13 protein-coding genes are annotated in these 14,685 nt (G+C 62.6%); 2 read left to right on the top strand and 11 right to left on the bottom strand.

Annotated features, from left to right (window positions below; all coding sequences use genetic code 11):
- Positions 1 to 247: 247 nt before the first annotated feature.
- The 6 genes from NKH35_RS18995 to minC form a co-directional block, all read right to left on the bottom strand.
- The gene (locus tag NKH35_RS18995; RefSeq protein ID WP_031202852.1) at positions 248 to 829 is read right to left on the bottom strand and encodes a dihydrofolate reductase family protein; all 582 of its coding nucleotides are present in this window, start codon (positions 827 to 829) and stop codon (positions 248 to 250) included.
- A 168-nt stretch (positions 830 to 997) separates the two neighbouring features.
- Entirely contained in the window at positions 998 to 1,534 is a 537-nt protein-coding gene (locus NKH35_RS18990; protein ID WP_352915823.1) for an SRPBCC family protein, read from the bottom strand.
- On the bottom strand, positions 1,531 to 1,977 hold the full coding sequence (locus tag NKH35_RS18985) for an ArsR/SmtB family transcription factor (RefSeq protein WP_352861601.1): 447 nt from the start codon (positions 1,975 to 1,977) through the stop codon (positions 1,531 to 1,533). The genes NKH35_RS18990 and NKH35_RS18985 overlap by 4 nt, the downstream gene beginning before the upstream one ends.
- A gap of 270 nt (positions 1,978 to 2,247) precedes the next feature.
- Positions 2,248 to 2,520 (bottom strand): cell division topological specificity factor MinE, encoded by a 273-nt coding sequence (gene minE, locus NKH35_RS18980; RefSeq protein WP_352915821.1) that lies wholly within the window; start codon positions 2,518 to 2,520, stop codon positions 2,248 to 2,250.
- On the bottom strand, positions 2,517 to 3,332 hold the full coding sequence (gene minD / locus NKH35_RS18975; protein WP_023670342.1) for a septum site-determining protein MinD: 816 nt from the start codon (positions 3,330 to 3,332) through the stop codon (positions 2,517 to 2,519). The genes minE and minD overlap by 4 nt, the downstream gene beginning before the upstream one ends.
- Before the next feature lie 49 nt (positions 3,333 to 3,381).
- Complete coding sequence (gene minC / locus NKH35_RS18970; protein ID WP_352915819.1) at positions 3,382 to 4,212, bottom strand: septum site-determining protein MinC; 831 nt, start codon at positions 4,210 to 4,212, stop codon at positions 3,382 to 3,384.
- Between the two features lie 246 nt (positions 4,213 to 4,458).
- Between minC and NKH35_RS18965 the strand changes: the two genes are divergently transcribed.
- Together NKH35_RS18965 and NKH35_RS18960 are read left to right on the top strand one after the other, a co-directional pair.
- Positions 4,459 to 5,511: a Bug family tripartite tricarboxylate transporter substrate binding protein gene (locus NKH35_RS18965; RefSeq protein WP_023754659.1), complete on the top strand. Its 1,053-nt coding sequence runs from the start codon at positions 4,459 to 4,461 to the stop codon at positions 5,509 to 5,511.
- Positions 5,511 to 7,469, top strand: a complete 1,959-nt coding sequence (locus NKH35_RS18960) for a tripartite tricarboxylate transporter permease (RefSeq protein WP_023754660.1) — start codon at positions 5,511 to 5,513, stop codon at positions 7,467 to 7,469. Before NKH35_RS18965 ends, NKH35_RS18960 begins: the two co-directional genes overlap by 1 nt.
- A gap of 8 nt (positions 7,470 to 7,477) precedes the next feature.
- On the opposite strand, the gene NKH35_RS18955 is transcribed toward NKH35_RS18960, so the two are convergent.
- The 5 genes from NKH35_RS18955 to metH all read right to left on the bottom strand — a co-directional run bounded on the left by NKH35_RS18955 (position 7,478) and on the right by metH (position 14,635).
- Positions 7,478 to 8,419 (bottom strand): class I SAM-dependent methyltransferase, encoded by a 942-nt coding sequence (locus tag NKH35_RS18955; RefSeq protein WP_197031264.1) that lies wholly within the window; start codon positions 8,417 to 8,419, stop codon positions 7,478 to 7,480.
- Positions 8,368 to 9,375: a hypothetical protein gene (locus tag NKH35_RS18950; RefSeq protein WP_023754662.1), complete on the bottom strand. Its 1,008-nt coding sequence runs from the start codon at positions 9,373 to 9,375 to the stop codon at positions 8,368 to 8,370. The genes NKH35_RS18955 and NKH35_RS18950 overlap by 52 nt, the downstream gene beginning before the upstream one ends.
- 264 nt (positions 9,376 to 9,639) lie before the next feature.
- A complete protein-coding gene (locus NKH35_RS18945) occupies positions 9,640 to 9,957 on the bottom strand; it encodes a DUF2934 domain-containing protein (RefSeq protein ID WP_023742366.1) in 318 nt (105 codons plus the stop codon).
- Between the two features lie 85 nt (positions 9,958 to 10,042).
- Complete coding sequence (locus NKH35_RS18940; protein ID WP_352915814.1) at positions 10,043 to 10,633, bottom strand: BA14K family protein; 591 nt, start codon at positions 10,631 to 10,633, stop codon at positions 10,043 to 10,045.
- Between the two features lie 192 nt (positions 10,634 to 10,825).
- Positions 10,826 to 14,635 carry a methionine synthase gene (gene metH, locus NKH35_RS18935; RefSeq protein ID WP_352915812.1) on the bottom strand — a complete coding sequence of 1,270 codons (3,810 nt, stop codon included), beginning with the start codon at positions 14,633 to 14,635 and terminating at the stop codon, positions 10,826 to 10,828.
- Positions 14,636 to 14,685: the final 50 nt, after the last annotated feature.

Genomic DNA, 14,685 nt, shown 5'->3' with positions numbered 1-14,685 from the left:
TGGGGGGCGTCCGCGCGCGTCGCCGTGGGCCCGGCCGGGTGGGGGGGGGTGTGTGGGGCCGTGCTCGGGGTGGGGGGGGGGCGGGCGACCGTCCATCACATCCGCCTGATTGCCTGCTTGCAGGCGTTTCGCGCTCGCTTCCGTCGCTCCTGTTTTGCGGCGACCGTGGGTTTCATGAGCGCCTTCCCCCACTCCGTCGCCGCTTCGCGGCGCCACCTCTCCCCCTCCGGAGGGAGAGGAAAAGAGGCTAGCTCGCCAGCCCATACACCAGGCTCACCCGCCCATCCGACAGCTGGCCGACCTGGCGCAGTTCCAGTCCGTGCCGGGCGTGCACCGTGCCGAACAGCGCCTTGCCGTCGCCGGCGAGCAGCGGATAGACGATCAGCCGCATTTCATCGACCAGGCCGGCTTCGATCAGGCTGGCGGTGATGCGGGCGCCGCCCATGAGGTAGATGTTCTTGCCGGGCTCGCGCTTCAGCGCCGCGACGTCGTCGAGGCGGCGCAGGAAGCGCGTCGAGGCCCAGGCTGACGTCGTCATGGTGTTCGACAGCACATAGTGCGGGGTTTTCGCGGCAAAGCGCGCCCATTCGAGTTCGGCCGGGTCGACCAGTCTGCCGGTCATCGGCAATGGCTGGTCCGGCTCGTTCTGTTGGATCGCGCTCCAGTAGCGCTCATAACCGGCATACATGACGCCGCCGAGCAGGCAGGCGTCGATCTCAGGCATCAGGCCGTATTCCTCCGACCAGTTGTCGACCCAGTCGGCGAAGCCTTCGGGGCCTTCCATCTTGCCGTCGATGGAGATCTTCATTCCGGTGATCAATTTACGCATGACTTCCTCCTTCGGGCTTGCGGGATGCAAGCACGTTGCCTGGTTTCACTTCCGATGACGCGCCGCGGTGTCTGGCGATGGCGCGTGTTTCGCCGGCCCTTGCGACGGCATCCGGCGCAAGGGATCGATGGTGCCCCCCGGTTGGACCGGGCGATGCGTTAGGTCAGGTCAGGCCGGCAGGCGCCGGTCGTATTCCGCCACGAGACGGCTAAAGCTGTCCCAGAACGGTTCGGGTTTCTCGGCCGCCACGCGGGCAACCAGGAGGTCGAGATGCACGTGCCAGCCTGCGGCATGCATCATCAGGCTCGAGCGGTCCGGCAGGCGGCGGTGGACCAGGGTGAGCAGAACGTCGTCGCCGCGCTGCGCCAATTCGAAGGTGACATTGCCGCTGCCGTTCCAGGTGATGGTGAGCTTGCGCGGCGGATCGCACTCGACGATCTGGTTGTGCATCCGCTGCTCGCCGCCACTGAAGCTGGCCGGCCTGTCGCCGGGCGGGTCGGTCAGTTCGTCATTGCGCCAGACCAGATCGAAGGAAGAGCCTTCCTCCATCTGCATGTCGCCGGCCGCCAGCCATTGGCGGCGCAGATCGCTCTGCGTCAGATATTCCCAGACGCGCTCCCTGGTGCCGGGCAAAAGCCGTTCGATCCTCAACGTGGCCGGCTGGATCAGCTGGGCGTAGCCGTCGAAGCTGTTCATCTGGTTCATCGGTCGTCTCCCTCGGATGATGTTGGCCTGGATGTGTCTGGCTTGGGTGATTCCGGCTTGGATGGTTCTGGATTTGCCGGTGCCGGCGTTGACGGCGTTGTCGACGTTTTGCGCCCCGCCTCCTCGCGCAAAAGCTGTTCGAGGACATCGAGGCGGCTGTTCCAGAAACGCGCGTATTGGCCGAGCCACTGATAGGCGGTGGCCAGCGGGCGGGCCTCGAGGCGGCAGACATGGGTGCGCCCGCGCACTTCGCGCCGGATCAGCCCGGCATGCTCCAGCGCCTTGATGTGCTTGGAGGCGGCGGCCAGCGACATGGCAAAGGGTTGAGCCAACTCGCTCACCGTACGCTCGCCGCCGGCGAGGTGGTTAAGCATGTTCCGGCGCGTGGCGTCGCCGAGGGCGTGAAAAACCTGGTCCATCTGGGGCGCCTCTAATTCAACCATGTAGTTGAATATAGAGGCGAGATTTTAGATAGTCAACTAGTTGGTTGAATGTTTTTTGGGGAGAGGCGCTGGCCCCCTACCTCCCCCTTGTGGGGAGGTCGGACCGTAGGTCCGGGCGGGGGTACTAGCGCTGACCGTGGGGGATGTGGATTTCCTCTTCCCTCACGAAAGTCTGGGAGAGGAACCCAAGATGGCGGAGGTCCGCGCAGACCCCCACCCCGATCCGCTTTGCGGATCGACCCTCCCCACAAGGGGGAGGGTAAAGTGCCCTCACCCCGCCATGGCCAGCGGCACCGCGCTCTTGTTGGGGATCTGGATGTCGATCTCCAGCGTCGACATGGTCTCGCCGCGGTCCATCGAAACTTGCAGATAATCCTGGTCGATCTGCACATGCTTGGCGATCACCCCCATGATCTCTTCGCGCAGGATGGAGACGAGATCGGGCTGGCTGCGGTTGCGGCGCTCATAGGCGAGAAGCACTTGCAGCCGTTCGCGCGCCACCGGCGCGCTGGTGCGCCGCTTGAAGATGTCGAGCAGGTTCATGCCGCCCTCCTTCCCAAAAGACGATCGAGGAAGCCCTTGCGTTCGAAGGGCACGATGACCGGCAGCTGTTCGCCCTCGAGGCGCTTGGCCGCGTCGATGTAAGCCTTGGCAGCGGCGTTCAGCGGCTCCGACAGCGTCACCGGCGAACCGAGGTTGGAGGCGCGCAGCACATCCTGGCTCTCGGGGATAATGCCGAGCAGCGGCACCGACAGGATCTCCAGCACATCGTCGATCGACAGCATTTCGCCCCGCGCGGCGCGTCCCGCATCATAGCGCGTGACCAGCACATGCTTGGCGATCTGCTCGCCCTCCTCGGCCCGCAAGGTGCGGGAATCGAGCAGGCCGATGATGCGGTCGGAATCGCGCACCGACGACACTTCCGGATTGGTGACGATGACCGCCTCGTCGGCAAAGCGCATGGCGAGCTGCGCGCCGCGCTCGATGCCGGCCGGGCTGTCGCAGAAGACGTAGTCGAACACCGAGCGCAGCTTGCCGATGACCTCGGCGACGCCCTCCTCGGTCAGCGCATCCTTGTCGCGCGTCTGCGAGGCCGGCAGCAGGAACAAAGTCTCGACCCGCTTGTCACGGATCAGCGCCTGCGACAGTTTTGCCGAGCCCTGGATGACGTTGACGAGGTCGAACACCACGCGGCGTTCGGCGCCCATGATCAAATCGAGGTTGCGCAGGCCGACATCGAAATCCACCAGCGCCACCTTCTTGCCGGTCTTGGCGACCGCCGCCCCCAGAGCCGCGGTAGAGGTCGTCTTGCCGACGCCCCCCTTGCCCGAGGTGACCACCACTACCTTGCCCATCAATAAAGCCTCCGTTGTTGTTCGTTATGTCGTTGTCGGGCGAGACGCATTAGCTGAAAGGGGCGATGCGCAGCATGCCGTTTTCGAGAAATGCCTGCACAGGCTTGCCCCGGACTGACGGGTCCATCTCCTCGGCCGTGCAATACCAGCCATCGACCGAGAGAAGTTCGGCTTCGTTCCTGCGGCAGAAGACACGCGCCGCCGTGTTCCCTTGAGCGCCTGCCGAAGCGCGGCCGCGCAGCGTGCCATAGACGTGGATGGAACCAGTGGCGACGATCTCGGAGCCGGACGCGACGGAGCCCAGCACGATGACATCGCCATGCGGATGGAAGATCAGCTGCCCTGAACGGATCGGCGAGCGGATCATCAGCGTGCCAGCGTCGGGTGCGGCAATTTTGGCGTCTTTCGGCTGTGCCTTGGCATCGCTCGCCGGTTTCAAATCGCCCGCCTTCAAATCGCCGGCCTCTGCCTTGACGTCACCGGCCGCCTTCATGTCGCTTACCGCAGTGTCCTCCTCCGCCCTGCCCGCCTTGCGGCTCGGCTGCAGCAGCCCGTCGGTGGTCGCCTCCTTGGCGCCGACCAGCACCGGCGGCAGATGCGTGCCAAGCTCGGCGCCACCATCGAGTTCCATGGCATAGATGCGGATTCCGCGCTGGCCGAGCAGATCGACCAGCGCTTCGATGGCCACGACATCGGGCTTGAGCACGTTCAGGTCGAGCACCACCGGGCGCCCCGCAAAATATCCCGGCGAATTGCCGACCCAGCGATCGAGGCTCTCCAGCCAAACGTCCAAAGGCGCCTCGGGCGTCAGCGTGAAAGCCACGAAGGAGCGGGCGCGAAAGCGAATGGATTTGGCCTCGAGGGGAGCGGCAAAGGTCACGGCGGGCGATTCCTTACTGAGAGGTAAACGCTAGCGGTGGTATGGTTAATGAAAGGTTAATGGACTGAATAACCGCATGGCAGATCGCAAGAAATTTGAAGATCGGGGTAGACGCCGGTTGCGGACGCCAATTGGCCACACAGACCGCGACATTCACGAACCTAAGCGCGATTGCTAAGGAACAACGCTGGCGTTGCAAGGGCTTTCTAAAGTATCACCACTGGGTGAAATCTGGGGCTTGGCGAGATGAAGTTCTTTCGTGTGGCGTTGGCGGCAATCACCGCCGCGGCAATCTACCTGCCGTCCGCGGCAAGCGGCGGCGAGATCGCTTGCGCAACCACCTACGCCGGCCGGCGAATCACCCTCGTTGTCCCCAACGCTGCCGGCGGCGGCTATGATACCTATGCCCGTGCATTTGCGCCGGCCCTTGCAAGCACGACCGAGCTCGATGTCAGGGTCGTGAATATGCCCGCGGCAGGCGGATTTGCGGCGCTAAAGCGTGTAACCAATGCGCCATCCGACGAACTGGTCCTTATGATTGAAAGCGTCTCCGACATAATTTCGCAAGGTGACATTCCGGCTGGCGTCGACAACTGGATGAATCGGCTAAATCCGATAGGACTGATTCACATCGATCCCGAAGCGTGGATCGTTCGGAACGATGTCGATTTGCAAAGCGCCAAACATCTGGTCGCGTCGGTTTCATCGCTTGAAGCCGGCATCCTGCCGATAGTGCTCACCGCGCACCTCCTCGATATCAAGGTCGACGTGGTCTCGGGCTATGAAGGCAGCGGCGCACTCATGTCCGCGCTCCTGCGTGGCGAAGGCGATATGACATCCAATTCATTGACGACAGGCTTGCGCTCGACCGCCGCAGGCGAAGCCAAAGTCGGTCTGGTTCTCACGGAGGGACCTGACCCGAACGCGCCAGGCGTGGCTTTCCTGGCGGGTGAAGGAGGGTTGGTGTGGCAGCGTAGCCAAGGCCTTTCCAAGGAGAAGCAGGAAGAACGATTGCGGTTGGCCATCGCCGTCGCGAAAGCTTCGGCGACAGCGCGGGGATTTTTTGCCCCTGCCGACATGGAGCAGAAATCGCTAGGTTGTCTTCGTGACGCCGTCTCTGCCGCGGTCAAGAGCGATGGGTTCAAGGTGGCGCTTGAAGCTCAGAAACGTCCAATCGAGCCGCGCGACGCTGACCAGACCGTCATCGTGATCAACGATATGCTCAGTGCCTTCCATGAGGCGGAAGCGTATCTGAAAAAACACCCGGAACTCGAGCGGGATGCGCGAGCAACGCGCTGATGACCGGATATTGGGCTGCCCTCGGCACTGGACTGGGCAATGTATTCTCCTGGCCGAACATACTGATCCCGGTGCTTGGCACCTTGGTTGCCATGGCTACGTCCTTTCTTCCAGGGATTGGCGGCGCCAGCCTTGCAACCCTTCTGCTGGTCGCAACCGTGCATTGGGATCCGGTATCGGTGTTGTTGCTGTTTGGCGCCCTGACCGGCGGCGCGACCTTCATGGGATCTATAACGGCTATCCTCTTCAACATACCGGGCAACGCGCCAAGCGCGGCAACCCTGCTCGACGGCCATCCGATGTCCAGGGCCGGCCTGCCTCGCACCGCGATAGCCGCCGCGGCAACGGCCTCGGCCGTCGGATCGGTTTTTGGCGTCCTCGTCCTCATAGCGCTCATGCCGATCATTCGGCCGTTCATCCTGCAATTCGGACCGTTTGAATACGTGCTGCTCGGCGTATGGGGCCTGTCGACGATCATTGCGGTTCCAAGCGCGTCCCGTCTGAAAGCGCTGGCGATGGCGCTGCTGGGGCTTTTGGTCGGTCTTGTCGGAACTGATCCGACCTATGGCCAACCACGCTGGACGTTTGGGAGCATCGCTCTCTTCGATGGCGTCGACATGGTCGCGCTGCTGCTTGGCTTTTTCACCGTTTCTGAAATCATCTCGTGGCGAAAAAGATTGCAGCTTGAAAAAGCGGCTGGCCTGGAAAACGCGAACGACTCGATCTGGACCGGTATGCTTGCTGTCTTTCGTCATTGGGGACTGACAATGCGATCGTCGGCCATCGGCGTGTTGGTCGGCATCATTCCAGGTGTTGGAGGAACGGTCGCCAGCTTCGTTGCCTACGGGCAGGCGATCCAGACAACCCCCAAGGACCAGCGCTTAAGGTTCGGATCTGGTGACATCAGGGGCATCATCGCGCCAGAAGCGGCCGTCGATTCGAAGGACGGAGGCTCGCTTCTGCCGACCGTTGCCTTCGGCCTTCCCGGCAGCGAGGGCGGCTTGATCCTGCTGACAGTCCTGACGGTACACGGCATCGTTCCGGGCATACCGATGCTGACGACCGGCTTGCCCCTGACGTTCACGTTGATTACCGCGCTGCTGCTGTCGAACCTGCTGACGTCCGCAGTGGGATTGGCGTTGACACCATATTTTGCGCGCCTGACTGCTCTCAGGATCGACCGCATCGCGCTCCCGATCATTGTCGTCAGCTTCGTGACGATCGTGCAGCTAAACGGGCTGCTGATCGATCTGTACGTAGCCGTCGCTTTCGGGCTGGCCGGCTACATGCTGAAGCGCCTCGACTGGCCGCAAATTCCTTTTGTCATATCATTCGTCCTGGGCGGCTTCATCGAGCGAAACCTGGCGCTCAGTGTGGAGTTGGCCCGTGTCGGCAGGCTGAACCCTCTACAACGGCCGGCGTCGTTGACGATCATGGTCATAATCGCGCTTTCCCTCGCATGGATCGTGCGCGGTGGTGTTTTGCCGCTGCGACGTGTCAAGCCAAAGCGTGCCGATGCCGTGGTCGCATGGCTGTTGACCGGTGGATGCGCTGTGCTGGCAGCGATATCGCTCCAAGGGCAGCCAGGCTATTCGATCTTCGCGCAGGCCGTGGCCTGGTGTTGTCTGTTTGCGATGCTCGCGGTCGCCCTTGTGCAAACGATCTCGCTTGTTCGTCACGAGAAACAGGGAGGCGAACGGACCCATACGATCCCGGAAAGCCATCGTGTGCCGTTGATGATGATGCTCCTGTTGCCGGTCGCTGTCTGGCTGGCGGGCCTCCCGGCGGCGCTGTCCCTGTTTACCCTGGTATGGATTGCAGCCGGTCAGAAGCTGACCTTGAAGTCGGCGACACTGGCATCTTGCACCTCGGTTGCGGTCGCAGTGGCGACCTGGTTTTATCTCGATCGGATAGCCGCTATCGACCTTCCCGCTTCTGCGATGTCGCACTTATTCTAGTGGTCGGGCTACATCCTGACGGCGACGATTTCGTATCTAGGAATTGTCTGGACGCTGTCGGCAGCGGCAAGCGGGGAAACGCTTTTCCCGGTATGATGCTGCTCCGAGCCGACAATCGTCAGGTTGGATTGCTTCAGCATATCCGCAAGGTCTGAATATGTAGTGCGATCTTCATGTAGCGGTTCATCCCAGAGCGCTTCGACGGCCGTCTTCAGCTCCGCCACGGCAGCGGCAGGAAAATGCGCCGCGACGGCGGCCTTCTCGATGGTCGAAAGCCTTCGGCCGATTTCAGCACTGCTGCGAGGCCCCCTCGGCTGGTCTTTTTCCGATAGCAACCTCTGGGAGAGAAGCAGGCGTCCGCCAGGCTTGAGATTACGTGCCCAACTGTCGACCACCTGCTGGCGTGCGCTGCGGTCGAAGAAATTAAGAACGCTATGCGCGACAACTGCCTGCACCGGCGCACAGTCGCAACCGCGAATATCGGCGCGATGGGTCTCGAGCGCAAAACCGGCGGAGCGTGCAAACAGCCTGTTCTGTTCGACCGTCGTTTCACAGCGATCGATCAGCACAAATTCGGGCTCGATGCCGACCGGCCTCGTTTGGCCCAGAACCATTGCCGCCAGGCCGGTGTCGGCCGCGCCCGAGAGGAGAATGCGACAGCGTCCCTCCTGGGCCATGGCGGCCAATTCACGTCCAAAGAACCCCCCGCCGGCCGGCTTGGCACCTTTCGATTCCAGCAGGCGGATCATGCTCCACGTGCGATGGTAGGGCATGCACCCATGGCTCGGGTCACACAGCACCTCAGCCCAATCAAACGAAAAACGGGCAAGTTGCGTGAGTGGTTCGTCGGTGTGGATCGAGATCCGTTGCCCTGCCGGTGGGCTTTCTCGCGGGCCGTTCATTGCGAATGCATCTTCCTTCGCCGGGCCATTCTTGTTCTCCAAAGCCATCTCACTGGCCATATCCAGCGGCCCGACTGAATGAATTGGTAAGATCTGGCTGAAGGCAGGAAGTCGATTCTCCCGGTGCCGGAACTGTCGATTGCCTCGAATGCAACTTTCAACGCCGCGATAATGTGGCTACGTCGTTCCTCACGGGCGGCTGCGCCACCTTTGAACTTCGGAAAAGTCGGATTGGGGTTGACCTCGAATATCACCAATGCGCCGTCTCGCAACGTGTAGTCCACGCGGCCGAACTGGATATGGCCCGTATTGCAGGCGCGAAGCAGGTCCTCAGCGTGCGGATTGTCCTTTACGAAGGCGAGTTCCTCGCGCACGAAATCCGGGTCGGTGCTGCTTGCCGATGACTTAACGTTCCAGTCGACGGACCTAAGTATGTGCTGGGACACAATCGCGTCCCCAATGCGGAATGCGCCATACTTTCGATAGTAGCCGTTCGAATCGCGATCGGCTTCAAAGGAGACGGCGATGCGCCGCTTCATCGGCTTGGCGTTGCCCTGGAGCACGGCGATCGCCTCTTCAAGTTGGCGTGGGTTTTCCAGAAGCTTGGTTTCCGGCCCCCAAAAGCCATCTTCCATCCGGATAAAAACAGGGTAACGGGTTGGTCGCTCATCCTGCTCCAGACGCGATACTTCGACCGGGTTGATTCCTCTAATACGAAGCCGGCGGAGCAGGGCGAACCGCTCCAGGACAGTCGCGGGATGGTTTAGAATTCGAGCATCAGGGTCGGCGCGCTTTGCGGCTTCGGCAATATCCGCCGCCGCCATCATTTCCATGCCATTCAGATACTCAAAATCAGTAAAAACCAAGGTACCCGCGGGAAAGTTTAGTCGGCGGAAGACTGACTGATAGGTTTCCATGCGCAAAAGCGGCAACAAGTGCCCTGCCGACGAAATCAGCCGCCGCATCGGCGTCTGATTCAACTCGTGCACCAACACTGTGATCATCGTTGCTCGCCACCCCGTCTCGACGTCGTATAGAGAAAGTGGCGAGAGTGTCTACAGGCACGCTGGTGCCGCGAAGTGGTTGGCACTTCGTATCGCGGCATCTGGGCTGCTTCGCCGGCATCGGCACCGTCCGCTTACGGATGTTGCTATGGCCAGCACGGATCAATTTAGGCGCAAAGCTGTCAGAGAATGACGGCCTCTGTCGCGACTGCCAAAGTGATAAGTGTCAACAAGACACTCTGAAAGATCGTCCCAGGCCTCTGATCAGGACGTCGCCCGCCTCTTTCCCTCAATCCCCCGCGCCGCCTGCTCAACTGCAGCCCTGTCCGTGCCCAGCCTGTCGATCAGCTCCTGCGCCTCGTCGCCCGATATGCCGGTGCGCACGGCGAGTTCCTCGACGGTCAGCACGTCGGTGCTGGCGATCTCGCGCGGCAGGGCGTCGTCTGCGGTCAGCGGCAGCGCCGCCTCGCGGTCGATTTCGGCCTCGGCCCGGTGCCAGTGATGCTCGGGGTCGCCAGTGCCTTCGCGCTCCCAGATCTGGTAGGCGCGCTGCTGTATCTTGTGATGCCGGTCGTCTTCCATGGTGGTTCTCCCCTGGGCTTTGAGGACGATCCGAACGACCCAGAAATCGCACGGTCGCAATCGTTCGCGGCGCCCTTCGCGCTGGCTATTCGCATTGCCGTCTCGGCCCGCCGGAATATGGCTGGTAGCTGTTGTCTTCCGGACGGTAGGAGCGATAGCGGCTGAAGCAGGAGGCGACATGGTCCGGTTCGCCGCCGGCGGCCGCGTAGGCGCCCGCGCCCTCGACATAGCTTGCCTCTCGCGGCGCGGCGCGGTCGGCGGCGAGATAGGGCGATACGCAGGTGCGCTGCTGTCCGCTATAGGACATGTAGCTGTTGTCCTCGGGATCGTAAGAGCGGTAGCGGCTGGCGCACCAGGCGAGATGCGGCGGCGGCAGTTCGGTCCGCGCGATGGCGCCGGTGACGGTGGGATCGGGCTGCTGCCTGGCCGGGTCCTGGGCTGGCTCCCTGGCGGCGATGTCGGCAGGCGCGGACTGCTCGGGCGGCACACGTTCGAAGTCCTGCGCCGTCTTGTCCACCGGCCGCGCTTTCCGGGTCCACAATTCCGCCACGCTGACGGTCGGCCTTGCTTCGCGCGCGGGCTTGGCGGCAAGCAGCCAGGCTGCGAAAACCAGCCCGCTGCCGAACACCGCAAGGGTCAGCACGAAGCCGCCGACCAGTCCCAAAATCGCTTTCACTCGACACTCCTTGTGTCCCTGCCAATAAAATGCGGGACATCACGGCTTGTTCCAGAAAAGCAGGCGCGAGGGACCTAAGTCTGACCGACCGACAACCGGCAGCTCGCCGAGAACCGGGTGCGGCGCGATTTTTTTCGACGGTGAAAAATCAAGGGAGCGGTCGAGCAGCCATTGGGCAAGATCACGTCCCGGCTATTCCGCCGCCTCGGCATAATCCACGGGCACATAGTTGAGGATCGGCCCAAGCCAGCGCTCGGCATCGGCCAGCGGCATGGCTTTACGCCGCGCATAGTCCTCGACCTGGTCGCGTTCGACCTTGGCGACACCGAAATAATAGCTTTCGGGATGGGCGAGATAGATGCCGGAGACCGATGAACCCGGCCACATCGCATAGCTTTCGGTGAGGCTCACGCCGGCACTGCGCTCGCCGTCGAGCAGCCGGAACAAGGTCGCCTTCTCGGTATGATCGGGCTGCGCGGGATAGCCGGGCGCCGGGCGGATGCCGCGATAGGGCTCGCCGATCAGTTCGTCGGGGGCCAGCTTCTCGTCTGATGCATAGCCCCAGAATTCCTTGCGCACCTTCTCGTGCATGCGCTCGGCGAACGCTTCGGCGAAACGATCGGCCAGCGCCTTGACCATGATCGAGGAATAATCGTCATTGGCGCGCTCGAAGCGCTCTGATATCGCCACCTCCTCGATCCCCGCGGTGACGATGAAGCCGCCGATATAGTCCGGCTTGCCGCTGTCGGCCGGCGCGACGAAATCCGACAGCGCGACATTGGCCTTGCCGTCGCGCCTGGTCAGCTGCTGGCGCAGCGTGAAGAAGGTCGCCAGTTCCTGCGAGCGTGCCTCATCGGTGAACAACCTGATGTCGTCGCCGACGGTGTTCGCCGGCCAGAAGCCGATGACGCCGCGCGGCGCGAACCATTTTTCCGCGATGATCTTTTTCAGCATCGCCTGCGCATCCTCGAACAGCTGGCGCGCCGCCGGTCCCTGCTTCTCGTCGTCGAGGATCTTGGGGTAACGCCCCTTCAGCTCCCAGGTCTGGAAGAACGGCGTCCAGTCGATGTAGCGCGAGAGCTCAGTCAGGTCCCAGTTCTCGAACACTTTCACGCCGGTGAAGGACGGCTTCGGCGGTTCATAGGCGGACCAGTCCACCCTGTGCGCATTGGCCCTGGCCTTTGCCAGCGGCAGCCGCTGCTTGTCGGCCTCGGAGCGGGCATGCGCGTCGGCGACCTTTTTGTACTCGGCCCGCACTGTGTCGACGTAGCCGCCCTTGGTCTCGTTCGACAGCAAGGATGACACGACGCCGACGGCGCGACTGGCGTCATTGACATAGACCGTCTGTCCCTTGGAATAGCGCGGGTGGATCTTCACCGCCGTGTGCACGCGGCTGGTCGTGGCGCCGCCGATCAGCAGCGGAATGTCAAACCCTTCACGCTCCATCTCGGCGGCCATGTGCACCATCTCGTCCAGCGACGGGGTGATCAGGCCGGACAGGCCGATGATGTCGACATTTTGCTCACGCGCCGTCTGCAGGATCTTTGCCGCCGGCACCATGACGCCGAGATCGATGATCTCGTAATTGTTGCAGGCCAGAACGACGCCGACGATGTTCTTGCCGATGTCGTGGACATCGCCCTTCACCGTCGCCATCAGGATTTTTCCCGCTGTCTGGCGCTCGCCATTGTCGATGCCGTTGGCGGCGTTGGCCAGCTTTTCGGCCTCCATGTGCGGCAACAATCCGGCCACCGCCTGCTTCATCACGCGCGCCGACTTCACCACTTGCGGCAGGAACATCTTTCCAGCGCCGAACAGATCGCCGACGACATTCATGCCGGCCATCAGCGGGCCTTCGATGACATGCAGAGGCCGCTCGGCCGCATGCCGCGCCTCTTCGGTGTCGGCGTCGATGAATTCGGTGATGCCGTTGACCAGCGCATGGGAAATGCGCTGCTCGACCGTCCAGTCGCGCCAGGCGAGATCACGCTCCCTGGCTTCCTTGCCGGCGGTGCCCTTGAAGCGTTCGGCGATCTCCAGCATGCGCTCGGTGGCGGTGACGCCGGCCCTGGGCACGCGGTTGAGCACGACATCCTCGCAGGCTTCGCGCAGCTCCGGCTCGATCGTGTCGTAGACGGCAAGCTGGCCGGCATTGACGATGCCCATATCCATGCCGCGCTGGATGGCATGATAGAGAAACACGGCGTGCATCGCCTCGCGCACCGGCTCGTTGCCGCGAAACGAGAAGGACAGGTTCGAGACGCCGCCCGAGATATGGACATGCGGCAGCGTGCCGGTGATCTCGCCGGCGGCCTCGATGAAGTCGACGCCGTAATTGTCGTGCTCCTCGATGCCGGTGGCGACCGCGAAGACATTGGGGTCGAAGACGATGTCCTCGGGCGGGAAACCGGCCTGTTCGGTGAGCAGCTTGTAGGCGCGGGTGCAGATCTCGACCTTGCGCGCCTTGGTGTCGGCCTGACCGGCCTCGTCGAAGGCCATGACGACCACGGCCGCGCCATAGGCGCGCACCAGCTTCGCGTGATGCAGAAAGGCTTCCTCGCCTTCCTTCATCGAGATGGAGTTGACCAGCGGCTTGCCCTGAACGCATTTCAGCCCGGCCTCGATGATCTCCCATTTCGAGGAGTCGACCATCACCGGAACACGGGCGATATCAGGCTCGGCGGCGATCAGGTTGAGATACTCGACCATCGCCTTTTTCGAATCGATCAGGCCTTCATCCATGTTGATGTCGATGATCTGTGCGCCATTGGCGACCTGGTCGCGCGCCACGTCGAGCGCCGGGACATAGTCGCCCGCCGTGATCAGCTTTCGGAACCTGGCCGAGCCGGTGACGTTGGTGCGTTCGCCGACATTGACGAAGGGAATCTCGTCGGTCAGCGTGAACGGCTCCAGCCCCGACAGGCGCATCTTGCGCTCGATCTCGGGAATCGCGCGCGGCGGATATTTTTTCACGGCCTCGGCAATGGCGCGGATGTGGTCCGGCGTCGAGCCGCAGCAGCCGCCGACGACATTGACCAGCCCTTCCCGCGCAAAATCCTCGATCTGCGCGGCCATGAAGTCCGGGCTCTCGTCGTACCTGCCGAATTCATTGGGCAGGCCGGCATTCGGATAGGCGCAGACAAAGGTGTCGGCGGCACCCGATATTTCAGCCAGATGCGCGCGCATGGCGTTGGCGCCGAGCGCGCAGTTGAGGCCGATGGTGAAGGGGCTCGCATGGCGCACCGAATGCCAGAACGCCGTCGGCGTCTGGCCCGACAGCGTGCGGCCGGAGAGATCGGTGATGGTGCCGGAAATCATCACCGGCAGGTGCACGCCCTTTTCGATGAATATCTCGTTGCAGGCGAAGATCGCCGCCTTGGCGTTCAGCGTGTCGAAGATGGTCTCGATGAGAATGATGTCGGCGCCGCCGTCGATCAGGCCGCGCAGCTGCTCGCCATAGGCCAGGCGCAATTCATCGAAGGTCACCGCGCGGTAGCCGGGATTGTTGACGTCGGGCGACATCGAGGCGGTGCGGTTGGTCGGCCCGACCGCGCCGGCGACGAAACGGCGTTTGCCGTCCTCCTGCTGTGCTCTCACCGCTGCCCGACGCACCAGCCGCGCACCGTCGCGGTTCAGCGCGTAGACGGCATCCTCCATGCCGTAATCGGCCTGGGCGATCGAGGTCGAGGAGAAGGTGTTGGTCTCGAGGATATCGGCGCCAGAGATGGCGTATTGATAATGTATTTCCTCGATCGCCTTCGGCTGCGTCAGGATCAAGAGGTCGTTGTTGCCCTGCTGGTGGCAGGCGCAGCCGGCAAAAGCCTCGCCGCGGAAATGCTCCTCGTCGAAACCGAGACCCTGGATCTGCGTGCCCATGGCGCCGTCGAGGATGAGGATGCGTTCGCGTGCCGCCGCGGTGAGCGCCGCAAGCACTTCCGAACCGTCGGGCTTGGCCGCGACGGGGCCGAACATTGCGTCCAGCGATGCAGAATTCTGCGACATTTTTTATCCTTGAGGCGACAACCATCACATAAGGATATCTTTATGTCAAC

This window comes from Mesorhizobium sp. M1143, assembly GCF_040318435.1.
Lineage (GTDB): Bacteria > Pseudomonadota > Alphaproteobacteria > Rhizobiales > Rhizobiaceae > Mesorhizobium.
The sequence above is the reverse complement of the archived record's forward strand: the minus strand, read 5'-3'. Positions and strand labels throughout refer to the sequence as shown.